Here is a 20,413-nt window from a genome sequence, read left to right as displayed (position 1 = left end):
ACGGTTTTAAGGCAAAAGACGATTCGGCAACAGGCGCATCAGCTGCGTATCGAACCAGGCCACGAAGGCCGGCGAAGGCACAGCATCGACTGCCAGGTACCACCAGTCGGCAGCGGCAAAGGTACGGCACTTCACCGCATCCTTTTCGGTCATCACCAACGGCAATGACGGTGTGAAATTCAAGGCCTGCACGCTGTATTCGGCGTGGTCGGCAAACCCATGGGGGATCGGCTGCCAGTGTAGCGTTTCGAGGGTGTTGAAGAAACGCTGGGGATTGCCGATCCCGGCCACCGCGTGCAGCGCCTGGCCTGGGGGGAAATGCTCGAACGACTTGCGTTCGCCGCTTTTCAGATTGATCAGGGCGGTGGGTTGCAGTTGAAAGGCAAAACCGTCGTCGCTGTCATGGGCCGCGCCGTTGTAGAGCACGGCATCGACACTTTGCAGACGCTCGATCGGTTCGCGCAACGGCCCGGCGGGCAGGCAACGTTTATTGCCCAGGCCACGGGCCGCGTCGATGAGCACCAGCTCCAGGTCCCGGGCCAATCGATAATGCTGCATGCCGTCGTCGGACAGGATCAGGTCCAGCGGTTCACTGGCCAGCAGGGCTTTGACCGCACTGCTGCGGTCCGGGTCGATCATCAAGGGCACGCCGGTGCGCTGCACGATCAGCAACGGCTCGTCGCCAGCAATGTCGGCGCCTTGATCGGCCTCGACCCGCCACGGCAGTTGCGGCGGCTTGGCGCCATAACCACGACTGACAACGCCGACCCGCAAACCACTGCGCTGGCAATGCTCGATCATCCACAGGATCATCGGCGTCTTGCCGGTGCCGCCGACGGTGATATTGCCGACCACGACCAGCGGCACCGGTGGCTGATAGATCTCACCCTCACCCGCGAGAAAGCGATTGCGCTTGCCGATGACCACCCGCCGATACAGCCATTCCAGCGGCTGCAACAGCTTCAGGGCCGGATGACCGGCATACCACGCGGCGAGCAATCGATCGGACATGGCCATCAGTGCGTCGGCGCTGCCTCGACGGTGGTCATGCGCAGATGGCTGAAACCGAGCTTGCCGGCGGCGTCCATGGCGGTGATGACGGATTGATGCTGGGTCTTGCCGTCGGCGGTGATGGACAGCGGCAGGTTGGTGTCGCCGTTGGATTCTTTCTGCAACGCGTCCATCAGGCTGCTCAGGTCATTCTTCGGCAACAACTGATTGTTGACCGAAAACACCCCTTCGGCGTTGATGGCGATGTCCAGTTGCTTGACCTGCTGGTCTTCAGCCGGCGAACCGCTGACCGCTTCCGGCAGTTCGACGCGCAATTGGGTTTCGCGGGTGAAGGTAGTGGTCACAACGAAAAACAGCAGCAGGACAAACACCACGTCGATCAGCGACACGAGGTTGATGTCCACATTCTCCCGTTGCTTGCGGCGGAATTTCACGCTTTTTTGCCCTCGGACAGGTCCACGTCACGGTCACCCTGCACCACCTCAACCAGCTTGATGGCTTCCTGCTCCATCCCCACCACCAGCTCATCAATGCGCCGTTGCAGGAACCGGTGGAAGAATACCGACGGGATACCGACGATCAGGCCCGAAGCCGTGGTGATCAAGGCTTTGGAAATACCGCCGGCCAGCACGGCCGCGTTGGTGGTCATGCCCGTGCCCATGAACGAGCTGAAGATATCGATCATGCCCAGCACCGTCCCCAGCAACCCGAGCAACGGGGCCATGGCGGCGATGGTGCCCAGGGCGTTGATGTAACGCTCCAGTTCGTGGATGACCCGGGCAGCGGCCTCTTCGATGCACTCTTTCATGATCTCGCGACCATGCTTGGAGTTGGCCAGGCCTGCCGCGAGGATTTCGCCCAACGGCGAGTTGGCGCGCAGTTCCTTGAGTTTTTCTTTATTGAGCTGTTTGTCTTTGATCCAGACCCAGACTTGCCCGAGCAAATGCTCCGGGGTGACTCGGCTGGCACGCAGGGTCCACAGACGCTCGGCGACGATCGCCATGGCCACGATGGAACTCAAAATGATCGGCAGCATCATCCAGCCGCCGGATTTGACCAATTCCCACACAGTGACAGTCCCCTCGAAAAAGTGCGCCACTCTAACATAGGGGGTCGGCGCACCGAAGACCGCGATGTCGCATCCCGTCCGGCCGGTTATTTATTCAGCGCAGGCACATCACGCCAGAAGCGCCGTTGTTGACGCATCGTTCGCGGTGGCTTGAAGCTGCCCAGTTGCAGACGGACGGCGCCGTGCTCGGCGCTGTCATAGATGTGCAAGCCCCGTTTGCGATACCGCGCCATGACCGTGGGATGGGGATGCCCGAAGGAGTTGCCGTGGCCGCGCGAGATCAGCACCGCTTTGGGTTGCAGCGTGCTGAGCAGTGCCATGGATGACGAACTGCGACTGCCGTGGTGTGGCGCCGCAAGCCAATCGGTGGGCACCGCCAACGGGCTGTCCAGGAGCGCACGTTCGGCGTGGGTATCGATGTCGCCGGTCAGCAGCAGGCGTTCACCATTGGCTTCGATTTGCAGGACGCAGGATTTCTGATTGCTTTCGCTGGCTGCTGACCATTGCCAGAGCCGGAAGGTCACTCCATCCCAGGTCCATTGCTGGCCACTTTCGCAGCCCTCGGCCTGTAACTCTGTTGGGAGCGCCAGCGGATCGCCACTGATCACCCGCGCTACTTTCAGCCCCTGTGAGACAGCCCGCGCACCACCAGCGTGGTCGGCATCGGCGTGACTGAGCAGCATCAGATCGACTCCGTTCACGCCGAGTTTGCGCAGTGCCGGCAGCACCACCCGTTCACCCAGGTCAAAATCACCGAACCGCGGGCCGGCGTCATACAGCAGTGTGTGCTGGCGAGTACGCACCAGGATTGCCAAACCCTGGCCGACATCCAGTTGCCAGATCTCGGCCCGGCCTTCGGGCAGCTCTTCGCGCGGGGGAAATGCCAAAAGCAGCAACATCGGCCAGCCCAACGGACGCAACGGAACGCCTCTCGGCATTAATAGAAGAAAGGCGCCCAATGCGCCGATAGCCCCGATCCATGGCGGCACTGCCACCGGGACCCACGCGGGCAATTGATTCGCCATGAGTGCCAGGCCCTTGAACAGCAGGTCGATCAGCCCGCCGGCCAACCACAACAACCCTTCCCCCACGTAAGGCAGGGGCAACAGCACTGTTCCGAGCAAGGCTGGCGGCAAGACCACCAGACTGATCCACGGCACCGCGAGCAGATTGACCAGCGGCCCGCTGACACTGATGGGCAACCCCAGCATCAGCAGCAGCGGGCACAGGCCGATTGCAATCAGCCATTGGGCGCGGGTCCAGGTTTGCCACCAACGCCAAGGGCCCAGCCGACCGCCAAAAGTGAAGATCAACACCGCCACCGCCGCAAAGGACAGCCAGAATCCAGGTTGCAGGCTTGCGAGTGGTTCCAACAACAAGACGCCATCCAGCGCCAGCAACAACGGCCACCACGCGCCGAGATGACGAAAGCGCAGCCGCCACAACAGCACCAGGCCAATCATCACGCAGGCCCGCCGCACCGGCACTTCAAAACCCGCCAGCAGCCCATAACCGAGCGCCGCCGCGAACGCCAGCCCACACGCCCACGGCAACCAGGGCCAACGCACCGGCCACAGGCCATATCGGGCGAGCCCTGCGATCAGCAAATACACCAACCCCGCGAGCAAACCGATGTGCTGTCCGGAAATCACCAGCAGGTGCACGGTGCCGGTGTCTTGCAGCACCTGCCAGTCCTCGCGACTCAACCCGGCGCCATCGCCCAGCACCAACGCCGCCAGCGCTCCGGCTCGCCCTTGGGCATCGACACTTAGCAAACGCTGGCGAATACCGTCGCGCCAGGCCCAGCGGGCGGATGACAGGCGCTGGCCATCCTTGACCGTGCCGGTCGCGCCGATGCCTTGTGCCAGCAGCCAGGCGTCGTAATCGAAAGCGTGGGGATTGAGCAGGCCGGTCGGGCGCTTCAACTTCACCGCCATCCGCCAGCGTTCGCCGCTATTGACCGGCGGCCCGCCGTACCAGGCCAGGCGCATCAGCGGCGGCACAGATCCGTGTCGCGAACGCGCGTCTGCCAATTCGAAACGCAGCACTTTCTCGCTGCTCTGCGGCAAACCCACCACTCGACCTTCGACCCAGCGGGTTTCACCGTCCAGATTCGCTGGCAGTCGATCGTCCAGCGCCGATTGCGCCTGTCCACAGGCCCAACTGAAGCCAAACAGAAAAAATGCCAACGGATACGTGGGAAAGGGCAGCAACATCAAACCCACCACCGGCAGCAACAACCATAACCAGACCGGCGGTAACACCGGTAAAAAACGCAACGCCAATAACCCGAGCGCCAGCGCCACCATCCCTGTGCGCATAAGCCCGTCCTTGAGAGTTCCCTCGTTAGGCATAGACGACCCGGCGCACGGACGTCGTTATCAATTGTCACAAAGTCTGAATGGGTCGCTAATAGAATCCAGACATACTTGCCGCCTGAACCGACCGAGAAGCCTTATGCCCCGGCGCTTATTCAAACGCTACATGCCAGACCCGACCAGCATCAAGGAACACAAATCCTTACGCTTTCTCGGCACCCTGCTGCATGACCCGAACCTTTGGCACCTCAACCGCCACTCGGTAGCCCGGGCGATGGCCGTCGGCCTGTTCGCGGCGTTTCTGCCGATTCCGCTGCAAATGCTGGTGGCTGCGGTGCTCGCGATCATGGTGCGCGGCAACATGCCGATCGCGGTGAGCCTGGTCTGGCTGACCAACCCGATCACCATGCCCGCCGTGTTCTTCTGTACTTACCAGACCGGCGCCTGGCTGATGGATGTGCCCGCCCGACATCTGCCCGACGAACTGACCTGGGAGTGGATAAGCGGCGAACTCTCGACCTTGTGGCAGCCATTTTTGCTGGGGTCGGTGGTGGTGGGACTGGTGTTGGGCGCCCTCGCCTATTGCCTGACGATGATGTATTGGCGTTGGTGGGTGGCGCGGCAATGGGCGCGGCGCAAGAAGAACCGGATGTGAGAATGCAAAACGGCCTCCAATTTTGGAGGCCGTTTTTTTATGCGATGTCTGGGCTGGCGTCTTCGCTGTAGGAGCGAGGCTTGCCCGCGAAGGGGTCGACGCGGTCCCGAATCAGGTACGCATCCCGCGCCCACTCACCAGCAACCGCGCACAACCGATGTACAACGCGACGGTCGCCACCAGCATGAAGGTAATCGCCACGCTGATCTTGATGTCCGAAACGCCAAGGATGCCGTAACGGAAGGCGTTGACCATGTGCAGCACCGGGTTGGCCAGGGACACGGTCTGCCAGAACGGAGGCAGCAACGAGATCGAGTAGAACACCCCGCCCAGGTACGTCAGCGGTGTCAGCACGAAGGTCGGGATGATCGAGATGTCATCGAAGTTGCGCGCAAACACTGCGTTGATGAAGCCCAGCAACGAGAAGATCGTCGCCGTCAGCACCACCACCAAAATGGTCACGCCCAGGTGATGCACCTGCAAATCGGTGAAGAACAGCGACAGGATCGTCACGATGACCCCGACCATCAGCCCGCGCAGCACGCCGCCCAGGGTGTAGCCGATCAGAATCGTATGCGGCGACACCGGCGAGACCATCAATTCCTCGATGGAACGCTGGAACTTGCTGCCGAAGAAGCTCGACACCACGTTGCCGTAAGAGTTGGTGATCACCGACATCATGATCAGCCCCGGCACGATGTACTCCATGTAGGTGAAGCCACCCATGCCGCCAATCTGCTTGCCAATCAGGTTGCCGAAGATCACGAAGTACAAAACCATTGTGATCGCCGGCGGCAGCAGGGTTTGCGGCCAGATCCGGGTAAAGCGCTTCACCTCGCGGTAAACGATGGTGTTGAGGGCAACGAGGTTGGGTTGCAGCTCGGAACTCATACCGCCACCTTCGACAGATTTTTCTCCACCAGGGACACGAACAACTCCTCGAGGCGATTGGTTTTGTTACGCAGGCTCAGCACTTCGATGTTCTGCTGCGCCAACTGGGTAAACAGCGCGGTGATGCCCATGGCCTTGTCCACCTGGACTTCCAGGGTGTGACCGTCGATCAGCCGGGTCGGGTAACCGAGTAACTGCGGCACCACGTTGAGCGTGTTCTTGGTGTCGAGCAGGAAGGTTTCCACATGCAGTTGGCTGAGCAACTGCTTCATGCTGGTGTTCTCGACGATGGTGCCGTGGTCGATGATCCCGATGTTGCGGCACAACTGTTCAGCCTCTTCCAGATAGTGCGTGGTGAGGATGATGGTGATGCCTTTCTGATTCAGCTCGGTGAGGAAGGTCCACATCGAGCGACGCAATTCGATGTCCACCCCCGCCGTCGGTTCGTCGAGGATCAACAGGCGCGGTTCGTGAACCAGAGCGCGGGCGATCATCAGGCGACGCTTCATGCCGCCGGACAGTGAGCGAGACGGCACATCGCGTTTGTCCCAAAGGCCCAGTTGCGTCAGGTATTGCTCGGCGCGTTCCTTGGCGATTTTCGGCGGGATGCCGTAATAACCAGCCTGGGTCACGACGATGTCGAAAGTCTTTTCAAACTGGTTGAAGTTGAATTCCTGCGGCACCACGCCAATGGAGCGCTTGAGCTGCGCAGGATTCTTGTCCAGGTCATGGCCGAAGATATTCACCGTGCCCGTGGTCTTGTTCACCAGGGTCGAGAGAATGCCGATGGTCGTGGATTTGCCGGCGCCGTTAGGGCCGAGCAAGGCGAAAAAGTCACCTTCGGCGACATCCAGATCAATACCACTCAGGGCCTGGAAACCGTTGCCGTAGGTTTTGGTTAGCTGCCGGATGGACAGAGCGGAACTCATATCGGGATACGCACCAAGAAGGGAGGAAAGGAATAAATAAGGGCGGGCGGCGATCAATACAACCACGGCGCATGAGGGCAATGGTGCTTGTCGCCGCCACACAAGTACAGTCAAGTGTGTCGATAGTGAGTATTAAGTCAACGCGGTCATGACCGCTTTTTGATACGCCGGACGCTGTTTCAATCGCGCGTACCAGGCTTGCAGATGCGGTTGCGGCGCACGCTCGATCGGCATCTCGAACCAGGCATAAATGAAGCTACCCAAGGGAATGTCACCCATGCCGATTTCATCGCCGGACAGGTACGGTTTCAGCGCCAGTGCCTGATCGGCCATCGACAGCAGACCATCGCATTCTTTGATCGCCGCATTGATAGCGGTCCAGTCCTGCTGCTCTTTCGGGGTGCGCACCACGCCCCAGAACACCGTGCGGAACGGGCTGGCAAAACTTGAGGAGGTCCAGTCCATCCACTTATCGGCAGACGCTCGGGCCTGGAGGTCGCGCGGATACCAGGCCGTGTCGCTGGCGTGGCGAGCCATCAGGTAACGCACGATGGCGTTGGATTCCCACAGCACGAAGCCGTCGTCCTGAATCACCGGCACGCGGCCATTCGGATTCATCGCACGGTATTCCGGCGTGTCCACCACGCCGAACGCGCCACCGGCATCGATGGCTTCATAGGCCAGGCCCAGTTCCTCGGCGGCCCACAGTGGTTTCCTGACATTCGACGAGTTTTTCCGACCCCATATCTTCAGCATGACTGCCTCTTCTTGGATGAATGCGCAGGCAGCATACGCCGGATCAGGCGCGACTCAAATCACTCTGCATGTCCCCCAACAACACGGGCAGTTGCTCGCCGAACAGATGCGGATAGCATTTTTCCAGGTGTTCGAAAAAGAACGTTTCAGGCACATCAGGAAACTGGCCATGGTCCACCAGATATTCCATCAGTTGCTCGCCGTCGCGGTTGAAGGGATGGAAAACGCTGTCGTTCAGCCCATCGAACTCCAGCGGCGCGACATTGAACAATTCGCACAAACCTTGATTGAACGCCGGAGTGGCCTTGACCCAGCGTTCGTTCAGGTACAGCTCGGTATAACCGTGCATAGCGAACACGTCACTCCTGAGCAGTTCCAGCAGGCGCGGGGTCGACAGGTGATTGCGCACGTCCGCCAGACCAATGCGCGCGGCAATCCCGCAATGCCGGGCACATGCCGCCAGCAACGTGGCCTTGGGCACACAATAACTTTCGCCGGCCGCCAGTGCATAACTGCCACGCAAGGTGTCTGGGTCGCGGCTGAAGGTGTAAGGGTTGTAGCGCACGGCCTCACGCACCGCGTAATACAGATTGATCGCCTGCTCGCGCGGATCGAGACTGACACCGCGATGTTTTTCGGCGAACTCCACCACCGCAGGGTGGTCACTATCGATGAAGCGGCCGGGATTCAGATACTCGTGCATGAGGGCGATCTCCTGGGGGAGCCTCGAGTCTAACGACACCTTCAGCACAGAGATAACGACGATTCGGCCAAACATGGGCGCTTTGCCGCTCACCTTGCGAACGATTTCCGAGGCCTGATGCCAACAGGTCTTACAAAACCCATCCAAGGTTTCCCACGATTTCTATCCATTGCTCTGACCACCCGATTTTGCGGATGCCGTCTAAGCTCTGAAAGTTGGTTTTGCCCTGGCTTCACGGAGGATTAAATATGCTGTTGTTGTGGATACTGGTTCTGATCGTTGGAATAGCTTATTTGGCCCACCGCCGCATCGCCCCGCTGCCTGCCTTGGGCATCGTTGCGGTGTACGTGGTGGCGATGGGCGCGTTCAGCCATGCGCCGGGTTGGCTGCTACTGCTTCTCTGGGTCTTGATCGCGGCGGTCGCAGCACCATTGTTGCTGCCTGATCTGCGCCGCAAATTCTTCAGCGCGCCGCTGTTCAGCTGGTTCCAGAAAACCCTGCCGCCGATGTCGCAAACCGAACGCGATGCCATCGACGCCGGCACGGTCTGGTGGGACGGCGAACTGTTCAGCGGTCGTCCGGACTGGGACAAATTGCTGTCCTATCCAAAAGCGCAGTTGAGCGAAGAGGAACAGGCCTTTATCGACGGCCCGACCGAAGAACTCTGCGCAATGGTCAGTGACTGGCAGATCGGCCAGGACATGGACCTGCCACCGGAAGCCTGGGCCCACATCAAGGAAAACGGCTTCTTCGCCCTGATCATCCCCAAAGAGTTCGGCGGCAAGGGCTTCTCCGCCTATGCCCACTCCCAGGTTGCGATGAAACTGGCGACCCGCAGCGGCGACCTCGCCTCCACCGTGATGGTCCCCAACTCACTCGGCCCGGCCGAACTGTTGCTGCATTACGGCACCGACGAACAACGCAACCATTACCTGCCAAGGCTGGCTCGCGGCGATGACATCCCGTGCTTCGCCTTGACCGGTCCGTTGGCCGGCTCCGATGCCGGCGCGATGCCCGACACCGGGGTTATCTGCAAAGGCGAATGGGAAGGCCAGGAAACCTTGGGCCTGCGCCTGAACTGGGAAAAACGCTACATCACCCTGGGCCCGGTGGCCACCCTGCTCGGCCTGGCCTTCAAGGCCTATGACCCGGATCATTTGCTGGGCGACAAGGAAGACCTGGGCATCAGCCTGGCACTGATCCCGACCGACACCGCAGGGGTTGAAATCGGTCGTCGTCACCTGCCGCTTGGCGCCGCGTTCATGAACGGCCCGAACTCCGGCAAGGATGTATTCATTCCGCTGGACTTCCTCATCGGCGGTCAGGAAATGCTCGGCAAGGGCTGGATGATGCTGATGAACTGCCTGTCGGTGGGGCGTTCGATCTCCCTGCCGGCGGTGGGCACCGGCGCGGCGAAGTTCACCAGTCTGGTGACCGGCCAGTACGCTCAAGTGCGCGAGCAATTCAACGTACCGCTGTCGGCGTTCGAAGGTATTCAGGAAGCCATGGCGCGTATCGGCGGTAATGCCTGGATGATGGACGCCGCACGGATGCTGACTGCCAACGCGGTGGATCTTGGCGAAAAACCGTCAGTGCTGTCGGCAATTCTCAAATACCACCTGACCGAACGCGGCCGCGAGTGCATCAGCCACGCCATGGATGTGCATGGCGGCAAGGCGATCATCATGGGACCCAACAACTACCTGGGTCGCAGCTGGAATGGCGCGCCGATCTTCATCACTGTGGAAGGCGCGAACATTCTCTCGCGCAACTTGATGATCTTCGGCCAGGGCGCGATCCGCTGCCATCCATTCGTGCTCAAGGAAATGGCCCTCGCCGGTCGTGAAGACAAGGATCAGGCACTCACCGAGTTCGATGGCCTGTTGCTCAAGCACATCGGTTTCGCCGTGAGCAACGCCGCCAGCACGCTGGTGTTGAACCTCGGTTTCGGGCACTTCGAACACGCGCCGGGCAACAAGCTCAGCCAGGGTTACTTCCGCGCTCTGAATCATCAGGCCGCCGCGTTCGCCATGCTCGCCGACCTGAGCATGATGTTGCTGGGCGGCGAACTGAAACGCCGTGAACGCCTGTCGGCGCGTCTGGGGGATGTGCTCAGCAACATGTACCTCGCCTCCGCCGCGCTCAAGCGTTACCACGATCTCGATTCACCGGATCACATGGCACCGCTGTTTATCTGGGCCATGGAAGAAAGCCTGGGCCAGTCCGAGCGCGCACTGGATGAACTGCTGAGCAACTTCCCGAACAAGGTGCTGGGTTGCCTGTTGCGGGTGATCGTGTTCCCGTTCGGTCGTCGCCACAAAGGGCCGTCGGACAAACTCGGTGCCGAAGTGGCAGCGGTGATTGGCCGGGCCAAGGGCGATCCGACCCTCGAAGAGTTGCTCGGCGGTTGCTACCGTCCGCAATCGGCCGACGACGCCGTCGGCGCCCTGCAACATGCCTGCAACCTGCTGAACGCAGCGCAACCGTTGCAGAAAAAGCTGCATGTGGCGCTCAAAAGCGGCCAGGTCAAACCGGCCGCCGGGGAACACGCCATCGATGCGGCGCTGGAAGCCGGGGTCTTGCAACCGGGTGAAGCGCAAACCCTGCGTGACGCCGAAGTGGCGCGACGCAAAGTGATCGATGTCGATGATTTCGACAAAGAGGAGCTGGCGCTGGCGGCAGGAAAAGTCCGCTGATCCAGCCATCGATGTAAAAATGGGCGCGGGAGCTTTATACTCCCGCGCCCGTTTTGCTCTTGAGGACTTATCTCGTGTCCAATGTCGTTGCCGATCATCTCGTCTTGCTTGACCACTTGCGCAGCATCCTGGTCGCCGTGGGTGAGGCCGAACAGGTTCCCGAAGAAAGCCATGCCTTGTTCCTGGAGCGCTTCGACGAACTGCGTGCGTTGCTGCCGGTCGATCCGATCGAAAGCCAATACCTGGGCCAGGACATCCTGTGCCAGGTAATCACCCGCTACCCACAAATCGCTCACTTGGTGCCGCGCGACCTGCTGTGGTACTTCGCCGGCGACTGCCTGCACTACATGCCCGATGATGAAATCGACTTGTATCAGGCGCTGGAAGAGCGTCGTTTTGAAGCCGAACAGAACGACGAACCGTTCGACTGGAACCAGGAAAAACAGCTGCTGGCAATGTCGCAGGACGACAGCAAGCACTGATCCACGGTTGGAAATGCAAAAGGCCCGCATGGTGATTCATGCGGGCCTTTTTTTGTGGCTTCAGTGAGGACGCCTTCGCGGGCAAGCCTCGCTCCTACAGGGATCGCGCTTTATTTGTAGGAGCGAGGCTTGCCCGCGAAGGCGTTCTTCAAAGCAACCCATCACTCTCCGGCAACTCATACTCCGCCGCCACCTTGCTCAACGCACTGGGCTTACCCGGTTTGCTCAGGGTCGGTTCCTTCTCCAGACACTCCACCAGATAATCGATAAACACCCGCAGCTTGGGCGGCAGATAACGGGTCGGCGAATGCAGCAGCCAGGCGCCGCCATGGTAAGAAGCGAGGAAGGTCCAGTCCGGCAACACCTGCACAATCAGCCCCTGCTCCAGCGCATAACGGGCGGTGAAATACGGCAGGCTGCCGATGCCGATGTGCTGCAACACTGCGCCCAATCGCACGCCGGTGTGATTGGCCGCATAACGTCCGCGCACGCCGACGGTCACGGCTTTGGTGCCTTTCTTGAATTTCCAGCGCGCATCGCTCGGGGTTTCGCCCAGGTAGATGCAACTGTGATTGAGCAAGTCGTGGGGATGGCTCGGCGTGCCGTGTTCGGCCAGGTACTGCGGCGTCGCGCAGAGCAAATGGTCGATGGTCAGCAATTGCCGACCGACCAGTCCTGCCGGCGGGCGATCGGTAATGCGGATCGCCAGATCGACGTTGTCATCGATCAAATCCACCTGCCGATCTTCGAGCAACAACTCCACATCCACTTTGGGATAACGCCGCAGAAATTCCGGCATATGCGGGTGAATCACAAATCGCCCCACCGCTTTGGGCACGCTGACCCGCACCAGGCCTTCGGCTTCGTGGGTGAACTGACCGCTGATTTCCATCACCGATTTGGCTGCACTGACCATTTCCTGGCAACGCTTGAACACCTCTTCACCGCCGTCGCTCAGCCGCAGCTTTCGCGTGGTGCGCTGCAGCAAGCGGGTGGCCAGGGCTTTTTCCAGGCGAGAAATGCTGCGACTGACCGCCGACGGCGACGAGCCTAATTGACGTGCCGCTTCAGAGAAGCTGCCGGTCTCGACAACCTTGACGAAAATCGCCATTTCCCCGAGCAGCGGCAACGGTAGATTTATGCTCACAGCGCAACAGTCCTTTGATGTTTGAACGGATTATCACGCAATTCCACGCTTCATATAATAAAAATAGAAACTTTAATAAGGGCATGGAATATGACGCTTCGCCTCTTTTTCCATAGTGATGACCTCAAGGCCAATGTGGAAGTCCTGGATTGCACGCCCCACGAGAATGAATTCGCGGTTGTTTTGCGCGCCACACTGTTTCACCCCCAAGGCGGCGGCCAGCCTTTTGATACCGGCTGGATCGGTGAAAGCCGGGTGTTGCGGGTGGCTCAGGATCCAGACCGGATCGTCCATTACGTCGACCAACCGGTAGCACTCGGCATGACCCAGATCCGGGTCGATGAACCACGTCGCCAACTCAATACCCGCCTGCATTCGGCTGGTCACCTGATCGGCCACTTCGTCCAGGCGATGGGCTGGATGCCGATCAAGGCCCATCACTGGCCAGGCGAGGCCCGCGTGCAGTTCAAACCGGCAGAGTCGGCTACCGAAGTGGATATCCAAACCGTGCAGAACGGCATCGAGCAGTGGATCGCCGACGACCTGCCACGCCTGATTTCATTGCGCGAAGGCGCCCGGGAAATCGGTTTTGGTGAACTGCCCGCCTACGGTTGTGGCGGCACCCATGTACGTAGCCTGAAGGATTTGGGCACGGTCACGATCGACTCCCTTTCACAGAAAAAGGGCACGTTGTCCGTCCATTACCACGTGGATTGAGCTTTTTGGCGATGGCGACACTGCCATCGCCTGACGCCGGGGGAGCCTGCATTCACGAGCTCCGTTGACTACTCGATAGATGGACCTAAACCATGATGCTTGACGTCGAGCGTCTCGATGAGACGTGCATAAAAAAACTGGCCAACGAAGAAGTCCTCGCTATCCGCGTCAAAGGCTTTTTGCCTCAGCCGCTGGCGGTGCAGATTGGCGACAAGATCCTTGCGCCGGGCTTCGAGGGCTACATCAATGCTCCGAGTATTGGCCGGATTGGCATGGCGTTTTATGAAGCGGAAAACCAGCCGCTGCTGATCGAAGACTATTTCGAGCGCGCCACCAGCAATATCGAGGAACTGCGCAATCGCTGTGCGCCCTACTCATCCCCGGTCGACACCTTGCGCTGCATGCTCGACGAATCGTGGCCGGCAGGCGCGCATCTGGAAAACCTCTATGGCCGCAAGATGTACGTCGGGCTGTCCAGAGTGGTGAAGCCCGGCGTGTGCTTCCTCGCCCATCACGACATCTTCGCCAAGGATGCCCCGGACAGTTTTCAGGCTCGCAGCCTGGAGGCGCAATTTGCCTGCAATGTTTACCTGAACATGCCCACCGAAGGCGGCGCATTGCAGATGTGGGACCACGACATTTCCCCTGACCAATTCGACGAAATGCGTGGCGACAGTTACGGCATTGACCCGTCCCTGCTTGGCCCTCCGGCCCTGGAGGTACGCCCTGATCCGGGTGATTTCATCATGTTCAATTCGCGCTGCATGCACTCGGTAACCCCGGGCGTGGCGGACCCGCGGTTGAGCCTTTCGTTCTTTGTCGGCTATCGCGGTAATGCTTCACCCCTTACTTTTTGGAGTTGAGATGCTTTCGAATTACCTGGGCGAGTTTCTGGCGCTGGCGACCATTCACTTTCTGGCCGTAGTCGCCCCCGGACCGGACTTTGCCGTGACCATCCGCCAGAGCGTGCGCTTCGGTCGCCTGGTCGGGATTTGCACGGCACTGGGGATTGGCGCGGGGATTTCCGTGCACGTGCTGTACACCCTGCTCGGCGTCGGCGCATTGATGCACACCGTGCCTTGGTTGCTGACCGTGGCCAAGGTCGTGGGTGGTGCCTACATTCTGTACCTCGGCGTCAGCCTGTTGCGCAGCAAACCCAAGACCGCACTGGAAGGCGACAAGCCGGCTGACGAGCCCGTGGTCGAACAAACCCTATTGAAGGCGTTCACCACCGGTTTTCTGACCAACGCGACCAACCCGAAAGCCACGCTGTTTTTCCTGGCGATCTTCACCACCATCATCAGCGCCACGACCCCGTTGCAGATCCAGGCGCTGTATGGCCTGTGGATGTGCTTCGTCAACGCACTGTGGTTCGTGATCGTCGCGCTGTTCTTTTCCAGCACCCGGGTGCGCCTACTGTTTATGCGCATGGGGCACTGGTTCGAACGCACCATGGGGGTGATTCTGATCCTGTTTGCCGGGCGCCTGATTCTGTCGATGTAAGCCCGCGCCCACGCAAAAGGCCCGCTCAGTCAGACTGGCGGGCCTTTTTCGTTTGTGCGTCGCTTTTGCGTTTCTGTGCGACAGTTCCCACTTAAGGGGCTCCCCTACTGCTTCCCCGTGGTGTTAGTTTGGGAACCTTTCTGATTACTCGATCAGATATTTCCTACTCACTACCTGCGAAGGAATGCCCCCAGCAATGGATTTTTCTCTCAAGCAACTGGCCGCGACCACTCTTGTATTGGCGAGCCTTGCGTCGTTCACCCCACTGGCCCACGCCAACATCACTGCGCAACAAAGCGCGACCATCCTCAAGACCTTCAGTGATGCATCGGCCACGGATTTCCGGCAGTTCCTCGGCAGCGTGAACAAGAGCGACCTGGCCAAAACCGCCAACCTCGGCCCGGCCATCAGTGCGTTTCTCGACAACAAAACCCTGTCTGCTGAACAGCAAAACGAAATCAATCGCCTGCTGGGTATTTATGCCCGGGTGAAATATGGCAGCGCTGCCACCGAGACCCTGCGTGAGCTGGTGGCCATTCCGACGTTCCAAGTGGAAGGCGTCGCCCAGCATGACAACCCTGAATTCATCAAGATCGCCGACAAGATCAAGGGCCTGGCCCAGGCGTTCAACCTGAACTTCCGCAACATCGACAACCGCGTCTACGAAATATCCCTGGAAGGCAGCGGCGATGAAGTCGTGGGCATCCACGCCCATGCCGATGTGGTGCCAGTGACACCGGAAAACTGGGTACTGAAGGACGGCACCAAACTCGACCCGTTCAAGGTCACCCTGATCGGCGACCGCATGTACGGCCGGGGCACCGAGGATGACAAGAACGGCATCGTCGTGGCGATGTACGCGATGAAAGTCATCAAGGAAGAGAAGCTGCCACTGGCCCGTAACTTCAAGTTGTTGGTCGACACCACTGAAGAAACCAGCGGCGACGCCATTCCTTATTACTTCGAACACAACCCGACGCCGAACTACAACCTGGCGCTGGATGGCGGCTACCCGGTAGTGATTGCCGAGAAAGGCTATGGCACGGTCATGGGCAACTTCCCGCGGCGTGATGGCGAGGGCAAAGGCGCCGAAATCATTTCGATGACTGGCGGGATGGCCACCAACCAGATTCCGTCGGCTTCGGTCGCCGTCCTTGTCACTGACAAACCCGCCGAACTGGCCGCCAGCCTGCAGAAGGCCGGGGCTGATTATGCCAAGCGCAATGGCGGTAACTTCGAAGTGAACGCCAAGGTCGACGGCAAGGACGTCAAGCTGACCGTCACCGGCGTGTCCGCGCACTCCTCCGAACCCGAGTCCGGCGTGAACCCGGTGGCGAGGATGCTGGACTTCATCCACAGCATCGACGGCAAAGTCGCACTCAAGCACAACCACATCACCGACGCCGCGCGTTACGCCGCCGATAACTGGGGCCTGGATTACCTGGGTGGCAAATTGGGCGTTGGCTTCTCCGATGCCTTCATGGGTCCGCTGACCACGTCCCTGACTTTCGTCGGCATGGATGACAAAACCTTCAAGCTCGCGGTCAACCTGCGCGTACCGAAGGGCGAATCCCCGGAAGCGCTCAAGGCGAAAATTGCTGACAAGATTGGCGCCTGGAGCAAGAAGACCCACGTCCCGGCGACCTTCACCTACTCGATCGCCGAGCCGATGTACCGCAATCCTGAGGGCGAATGGGTCAAGGCCCTGCTGGCCGTGTCCACTGAAAACCTGGGCATGGAACACAAGTTCGGCTCTTCCGCCGGCGCCACGTCGGTGCATGAACTGCCTAACGGCGTGCAATTCGGCCTGGCCCGACCTGAGGTCAAATACACCGGCCATACCGACAACGAGTTCAAGACGGTCGACCAGTTCCTGCTGGACCTGCAGATCGTGACCGAGATGATGGGACGCGTCGGGCAGTTGCCGAAGCTCTGATCGCTGTTGCGGGCCCGCTATCTTGGCGGGTCCGCTACTTTGATGCTGGCGTGAAATACAAAATAATGCACAAACAAAAACGCCGCTCATTGCTGAGCGGCGTTTTCGTTAAATATGGAGCGGGAAACGAGACTCGAACTCGCGACCCCGACCTTGGCAAGGTCGTGCTCTACCAACTGAGCTATTCCCGCAAATGGCGTCCCCTAGGGGACTCGAACCCCTGTTACCGCCGTGAAAGGGCGGTGTCCTAGGCCACTAGACGAAGGGGACACGCTAACTGAAACACATGGTGTGTATTTCAGTGCCCAAATACGTATCCGAAGATATCGTTTCTGGTTTCACTCAGCCCCGCCCGAAAGCAGTGCTGTTTAAAAATGGAGCGGGAAACGAGACTCGAACTCGCGACCCCGACCTTGGCAAGGTCGTGCTCTACCAACTGAGCTATTCCCGCAATGGCGTCCCCTAGGGGACTCGAACCCCTGTTACCGCCGTGAAAGGGCGGTGTCCTAGGCCACTAGACGAAGGGGACACACGTACAACATTCACTTCCTACCGCGTTTCGCTGTGTGCTTTACGCTGTAAGTGGCGCGCATTCTATGGATGGATTGAGGGGTCGTCAACCCCCTGATATAAATTTATTTAAATCAATGACTTCGCCGTGCTTTGACAGGCGAATCCGGGTTTTCCGTCGCCCGGTGTTTGACGCCTATATTCTGTCACCCGCCAAGGCGCTATAGTCCACCCACGCCACAAGTGATGGCAATGTGCACCTCGCACGTTGTTACTTATATAAGCGGGGTCTCGGCCGATACAAGTAGAGTCGCGGCCGATCCAACTCGTCGAGCGGCCCTATGCGCCCCCAGGCCAAGCCACTACACTCGCACGCGAACCCTATAAAGAGGTCTTACCGGTGACACCACTCATGATCACCCTGCTAGTTGTAGCCGGGATCGCACTATTGATCGCCATTGGCTACATGAACCATGTGGTGGAAAACAATAAGCTGGAAAAGGCCCGCACCAAGGTTGAACTCAACGACCGCCTGCGTCGCTGCGGCGAAATCACCGAGACCTTCCCCGGCCAGTTGATGACGCCAGCGCTCAAGCTGCTGCTGACTCGCCTGGAGCTGAACGTCTGCCAGCGCCTGTTGAACCTTGAAAAAACCAATGCCACTGTAAAGGCGCGAATTGCCGAACTGAACGCGCTGGTAGCCCAAGGCGAATCGATCCCGGTCAACAACCCGCCGGCACCGATCCAGACCGAAGCCAAAGCCAAGGACGTACGCTTCCTGCTCGAAGCCTTGCACGGCCAAATCACCCGCGCGGCACAAGACGGCTTCCTGCCGACCAACGAAGCCAAACGCTGGATCCGCGAAGTTCGCCACATCCTGGTACTGCTGCACATCGAGTTCTTCAACAACCTCGGCCAGCACTCCCTGCAACAAAACCAACCCGGCCAGGCTCGCCTCGCGTTCGAACGCGGCGTGCAATACCTGCGCAAACAACAGGAACCCCAGGTCTACGCCGAACAACTCGAATACCTGGAAAAACTCCTGGCCCGCGCCAACGCCCAAGTCATGGACCAGACAGCCCCGGCTGAAGGCGAAGTCAACCAACTGACCGAAGGCTTGAAAGACGTCGAGGCAGATGCCGATTGGAAGAAAAAAGCGATTTACGACTGACCAAAACAGTCAGAAAAAGCCACCGAGAGGTGGTTTTTTTTGGCCTTGGATTTGAAGATCAAAAGATCGCAACCTTCGGCAGTTCCAATTTGATCGAGTGTATTCGGGAGGGATCGGTTGGCTGTTGGGGCGCCTTCGCGGGCAAGCCTCGCTCCTACAGTTTGACTGGGTACATTCGGGAAGGATTGGTCGGCTGGCAGGCCGCCTTCGCAGGCAAGCCAGCTCCCACAATTTTGACCGAGTACAGCCGGAAGAAATGGGTCGGCTGTCAGGCCGCCTTCGCGGGCAAGCCAGCTCCCACAATTTTGATCGAGTGTATCCGGGAGAGATTGGTCGTCTGTCAGGACGCCTTCGCGGGCAAGCCATGCTCCTACACAAGCGGCCCAGCGCACACCGCCCCGCTTCTAACCACTCAAGGCCGAGCGTTAGCTCGCCTGCCCTTGATCTTGCTCTACCCGCCCCTTCGGGAGGCTGAGTGGAGGTGTTCATCTGGGGGTGGGCGCGTAGCGCCGTGCGGCGAAGCCGCACACATCGAGAGGAGGTCGAAGCGAAGCCGACCGTAGGCGATGCCCCCAGATGAACACCGGAACGAAGGCACGCCGAGCCTAAGCGAGGGGCCGGACGCCGGGGCGAGACCTTTTGGTTCCTTTTGGGGCGTTTGCCAAAAGGGACTCGCCGTAAGGGCGAAACCTCAAGCAGCCGTTACCGCAGAAACGGATATACACCCAAATCACCAACAACATGGTCGGCCCAAAGGCCGCCAAGTCAAAGCGTCAAAGCCGAAAATGCCCAACCATCCCCTTCAACTCAACCCCCAACTGCGCCAACTCAATACTCGAAGCCGCATTCCCCTGCATCGCCAACGAAGACTGATCCGCACTCGCCCGAATACTCGTCACACTGCGATTAATCTCCTCAGCCACCGAACTCTGCTCCTCAGCCGCCGCCGCAATCTGCTGATTCATCTGCTGAATCAACGACACCGCCGCCGCAATACTCCCCAACGCACTCTCAGTCTGCAGAGCATCACTCACCGCCAATTTCACCAACTCACCACTGTTCTGAATCTGCTGCACCGACGACTGCGCCGCCGAACGCAAAGCACTGACCAACCGCTCAATCTCCTCAGTCGACTGCTGAGTACGCTTGGCCAACGCCCGCACCTCATCAGCCACCACCGCAAACCCCCTGCCCTGCTCACCCGCCCGCGCCGCCTCGATGGCCGCGTTGAGCGCCAACAAGTTAGTCTGCTCAGCCACGCTCTTAATCACACTCAGCACCGTGCCGATATTCTGAATCTCCGCACTCAAGCTCTCGATGCTGGAACTGGCCGAGGTCGCCGAATCCGCCAATTGCTCGATCCGCGCCATACTCTGACGCACCACCTGCTGACCACTCTCAACCTTGTCATCCGCCGTCTGCGCCGCCGTAGCCGCCTCTTCGGCATTGCGCGCCACATCGTGCACAGTGGCGGTCATCTGATTCATCGCCGTGGCGACCTGCTCGGTTTCTTCCTTCTGGCTACTGACCTCCAGGTTGGTCTGCTCAGTCACCGCCGACAGCGATTGCGCAGAACTGGCCAACTGCTCAATGCCCGCCTGCAAACCACTGACGATACTGCTCAGGCCTGCGCCCATCTGCTGCATCGCCAACATCAACTGGCCGATTTCATCACGGCGGGTCACTTCCACCGTCGCACTCAAATCACCCGCGGCAATCTGCTGCGCAACACGGATCACACTGCGCAGCGGCGCCACGATCAACCGGGTGATCACCCACGCCGCGATCAGGCCGACCAGCAGCGCCAGCGCCGAAGAACCGACGATCAACAAAGAGTTCTTTTTCAACTCGGCCTGCATCGCACCGTCTTCGGCCACATAGGCTTGATCCACTCGCTCCACGACCTGGGCGGCGCGCTG

At 59.6% G+C, this 20,413-nt stretch carries 18 protein-coding genes, 4 tRNA genes and 1 pseudogene; 8 read left to right on the top strand and 15 right to left on the bottom strand.

Annotated elements, in window-relative coordinates; all coding sequences use genetic code 11:
* Positions 1 to 6: 6 nt before the first annotated feature.
* The 4 genes from lpxK to ACIOYV_RS28640 form a co-directional block, all read right to left on the bottom strand.
* On the bottom strand, positions 7 to 1,017 hold the full coding sequence (lpxK, locus tag ACIOYV_RS28655) for a tetraacyldisaccharide 4'-kinase (RefSeq protein WP_401329189.1): 1,011 nt from the start codon (positions 1,015 to 1,017) through the stop codon (positions 7 to 9).
* A complete protein-coding gene (locus ACIOYV_RS28650; RefSeq protein ID WP_054051743.1) occupies positions 1,017 to 1,445 on the bottom strand; it encodes a biopolymer transporter ExbD in 429 nt (142 codons plus the stop codon). Before ACIOYV_RS28650 ends, lpxK begins: the two co-directional genes overlap by 1 nt.
* Positions 1,442 to 2,080, bottom strand: a complete 639-nt coding sequence (locus ACIOYV_RS28645; protein ID WP_054051742.1) for a MotA/TolQ/ExbB proton channel family protein — start codon at positions 2,078 to 2,080, stop codon at positions 1,442 to 1,444. Before ACIOYV_RS28645 ends, ACIOYV_RS28650 begins: the two co-directional genes overlap by 4 nt.
* An 86-nt stretch (positions 2,081 to 2,166) precedes the next feature.
* Positions 2,167 to 4,401 (bottom strand): DNA internalization-related competence protein ComEC/Rec2, encoded by a 2,235-nt coding sequence (locus ACIOYV_RS28640; RefSeq protein WP_401329184.1) that lies wholly within the window; start codon positions 4,399 to 4,401, stop codon positions 2,167 to 2,169.
* Between the two features lie 136 nt (positions 4,402 to 4,537).
* Between ACIOYV_RS28640 and ACIOYV_RS28635 the strand changes: the two genes are divergently transcribed.
* Positions 4,538 to 5,053, top strand: a complete 516-nt coding sequence (locus ACIOYV_RS28635; protein ID WP_163913001.1) for a DUF2062 domain-containing protein — start codon at positions 4,538 to 4,540, stop codon at positions 5,051 to 5,053.
* Between the two features lie 111 nt (positions 5,054 to 5,164).
* On the opposite strand, the gene ACIOYV_RS28630 is transcribed toward ACIOYV_RS28635, so the two are convergent.
* From ACIOYV_RS28630 to ACIOYV_RS28615, 4 genes are all read right to left on the bottom strand, one after another.
* On the bottom strand, positions 5,165 to 5,944 hold the full coding sequence (locus tag ACIOYV_RS28630) for an ABC transporter permease (protein WP_054051736.1): 780 nt from the start codon (positions 5,942 to 5,944) through the stop codon (positions 5,165 to 5,167).
* Positions 5,941 to 6,873 carry an ABC transporter ATP-binding protein gene (locus ACIOYV_RS28625; RefSeq protein ID WP_054051734.1) on the bottom strand — a complete coding sequence of 311 codons (933 nt, stop codon included), beginning with the start codon at positions 6,871 to 6,873 and terminating at the stop codon, positions 5,941 to 5,943. The genes ACIOYV_RS28630 and ACIOYV_RS28625 overlap by 4 nt, the downstream gene beginning before the upstream one ends.
* Positions 6,874 to 7,005: 132 nt before the next feature.
* Entirely contained in the window at positions 7,006 to 7,629 is a 624-nt protein-coding gene (locus tag ACIOYV_RS28620; RefSeq protein WP_401329179.1) for a glutathione S-transferase family protein, read from the bottom strand.
* A 43-nt stretch (positions 7,630 to 7,672) separates the two neighbouring features.
* Positions 7,673 to 8,332, bottom strand: a complete 660-nt coding sequence (locus ACIOYV_RS28615) for a transglutaminase family protein (protein ID WP_401329176.1) — start codon at positions 8,330 to 8,332, stop codon at positions 7,673 to 7,675.
* A 248-nt stretch (positions 8,333 to 8,580) separates the two neighbouring features.
* Here ACIOYV_RS28615 and ACIOYV_RS28610 point away from each other — a divergent pair, with 248 nt between their 5' ends.
* A complete protein-coding gene (locus ACIOYV_RS28610; protein ID WP_401329173.1) occupies positions 8,581 to 11,028 on the top strand; it encodes an acyl-CoA dehydrogenase in 2,448 nt (815 codons plus the stop codon).
* Positions 11,029 to 11,102: 74 nt separating this feature from the next.
* Positions 11,103 to 11,510: a PA2817 family protein gene (locus ACIOYV_RS28605; protein ID WP_054051726.1), complete on the top strand. Its 408-nt coding sequence runs from the start codon at positions 11,103 to 11,105 to the stop codon at positions 11,508 to 11,510.
* 148 nt (positions 11,511 to 11,658) lie between these two features.
* Here ACIOYV_RS28605 and ACIOYV_RS28600 read toward each other — a convergent pair whose 3' ends face one another.
* On the bottom strand, positions 11,659 to 12,657 hold the full coding sequence (locus ACIOYV_RS28600) for a LysR family transcriptional regulator (RefSeq protein WP_401329169.1): 999 nt from the start codon (positions 12,655 to 12,657) through the stop codon (positions 11,659 to 11,661).
* 90 nt (positions 12,658 to 12,747) lie between these two features.
* Between ACIOYV_RS28600 and ACIOYV_RS28595 the strand changes: the two genes are divergently transcribed.
* From ACIOYV_RS28595 to ACIOYV_RS28580, 4 genes are all read left to right on the top strand, one after another.
* On the top strand, positions 12,748 to 13,374 hold the full coding sequence (locus tag ACIOYV_RS28595; RefSeq protein ID WP_401329166.1) for an alanyl-tRNA editing protein: 627 nt from the start codon (positions 12,748 to 12,750) through the stop codon (positions 13,372 to 13,374).
* 92 nt (positions 13,375 to 13,466) lie between these two features.
* Entirely contained in the window at positions 13,467 to 14,237 is a 771-nt protein-coding gene (locus ACIOYV_RS28590) for a 2OG-Fe(II) oxygenase (RefSeq protein WP_401329163.1), read from the top strand.
* A 1-nt stretch (position 14,238) separates the two neighbouring features.
* Positions 14,239 to 14,877 carry a LysE family translocator gene (locus tag ACIOYV_RS28585; RefSeq protein ID WP_290028789.1) on the top strand — a complete coding sequence of 213 codons (639 nt, stop codon included), beginning with the start codon at positions 14,239 to 14,241 and terminating at the stop codon, positions 14,875 to 14,877.
* Positions 14,878 to 15,073: 196 nt separating this feature from the next.
* Complete coding sequence (locus tag ACIOYV_RS28580; RefSeq protein WP_290028787.1) at positions 15,074 to 16,813, top strand: dipeptidase; 1,740 nt, start codon at positions 15,074 to 15,076, stop codon at positions 16,811 to 16,813.
* A gap of 115 nt (positions 16,814 to 16,928) precedes the next feature.
* Here ACIOYV_RS28580 and ACIOYV_RS28575 read toward each other — a convergent pair.
* The 4 genes from ACIOYV_RS28575 to ACIOYV_RS28560 form a co-directional block, all read right to left on the bottom strand.
* Positions 16,929 to 17,004: transfer RNA gene (locus tag ACIOYV_RS28575), tRNA-Gly, on the bottom strand.
* Between the two features lie 3 nt (positions 17,005 to 17,007).
* Positions 17,008 to 17,083 (bottom strand) — tRNA-Glu (locus ACIOYV_RS28570).
* Positions 17,084 to 17,188: 105 nt separating this feature from the next.
* Positions 17,189 to 17,264, bottom strand: a tRNA-Gly gene (locus ACIOYV_RS28565).
* A gap of 2 nt (positions 17,265 to 17,266) precedes the next feature.
* A tRNA-Glu gene (locus ACIOYV_RS28560) sits at positions 17,267 to 17,342 on the bottom strand.
* 393 nt (positions 17,343 to 17,735) lie between these two features.
* On the opposite strand from ACIOYV_RS28560, the gene ACIOYV_RS28555 reads away from it, so the two are divergent.
* Complete coding sequence (locus ACIOYV_RS28555) at positions 17,736 to 18,494, top strand: hypothetical protein (protein ID WP_401329158.1); 759 nt, start codon at positions 17,736 to 17,738, stop codon at positions 18,492 to 18,494.
* Between the two features lie 773 nt (positions 18,495 to 19,267).
* Here ACIOYV_RS28555 and ACIOYV_RS28550 read toward each other — a convergent pair.
* On the bottom strand, positions 19,268 to 20,131 hold the full coding sequence (locus ACIOYV_RS28550) for a methyl-accepting chemotaxis protein (protein WP_401329210.1): 864 nt from the start codon (positions 20,129 to 20,131) through the stop codon (positions 19,268 to 19,270).
* Positions 20,129 to 20,353 (bottom strand): annotated as a pseudogene (locus tag ACIOYV_RS28545) (HAMP domain-containing protein); the annotation flags it as partial. The pseudogene ACIOYV_RS28545 and the gene ACIOYV_RS28550, both read right to left, overlap by 3 nt.
* Between the last annotated feature and the right edge of the window lie 60 nt (positions 20,354 to 20,413).

This window comes from Pseudomonas sp. NPDC087342 (assembly GCF_044744265.1).
GTDB classification, from domain to species: domain Bacteria; phylum Pseudomonadota; class Gammaproteobacteria; order Pseudomonadales; family Pseudomonadaceae; genus Aquipseudomonas; species Aquipseudomonas nunensis.
The sequence above is the reverse complement of the archived record's forward strand: the minus strand, read 5'-3'. Positions and strand labels throughout refer to the sequence as shown.

Coding starts and splice junctions, on each gene's coding strand:
- lpxK (WP_401329189.1), bottom strand. CDS start 1,017: ATGGCCATGTCCGATCGATTGCTCGCCGCGTGGTATGCCGGTCATCCG.
- ACIOYV_RS28640 (WP_401329184.1), bottom strand. CDS start 4,401: ATGCGCACAGGGATGGTGGCGCTGGCGCTCGGGTTATTGGCGTTGCGT.
- ACIOYV_RS28635 (WP_163913001.1), top strand. CDS start 4,538: ATGCCCCGGCGCTTATTCAAACGCTACATGCCAGACCCGACCAGCATC.
- ACIOYV_RS28630 (WP_054051736.1), bottom strand. CDS start 5,944: ATGAGTTCCGAGCTGCAACCCAACCTCGTTGCCCTCAACACCATCGTT.
- ACIOYV_RS28625 (WP_054051734.1), bottom strand. CDS start 6,873: ATGAGTTCCGCTCTGTCCATCCGGCAGCTAACCAAAACCTACGGCAAC.
- ACIOYV_RS28620 (WP_401329179.1), bottom strand. CDS start 7,629: ATGCTGAAGATATGGGGTCGGAAAAACTCGTCGAATGTCAGGAAACCA.
- ACIOYV_RS28615 (WP_401329176.1), bottom strand. CDS start 8,332: ATGCACGAGTATCTGAATCCCGGCCGCTTCATCGATAGTGACCACCCT.
- ACIOYV_RS28610 (WP_401329173.1), top strand. CDS start 8,581: ATGCTGTTGTTGTGGATACTGGTTCTGATCGTTGGAATAGCTTATTTG.
- ACIOYV_RS28595 (WP_401329166.1), top strand. CDS start 12,748: ATGACGCTTCGCCTCTTTTTCCATAGTGATGACCTCAAGGCCAATGTG.
- ACIOYV_RS28590 (WP_401329163.1), top strand. CDS start 13,467: ATGATGCTTGACGTCGAGCGTCTCGATGAGACGTGCATAAAAAAACTG.
- ACIOYV_RS28585 (WP_290028789.1), top strand. CDS start 14,239: ATGCTTTCGAATTACCTGGGCGAGTTTCTGGCGCTGGCGACCATTCAC.
- ACIOYV_RS28580 (WP_290028787.1), top strand. CDS start 15,074: ATGGATTTTTCTCTCAAGCAACTGGCCGCGACCACTCTTGTATTGGCG.
- ACIOYV_RS28555 (WP_401329158.1), top strand. CDS start 17,736: ATGATCACCCTGCTAGTTGTAGCCGGGATCGCACTATTGATCGCCATT.
- ACIOYV_RS28550 (WP_401329210.1), bottom strand. CDS start 20,131: ATGGGCGCAGGCCTGAGCAGTATCGTCAGTGGTTTGCAGGCGGGCATT.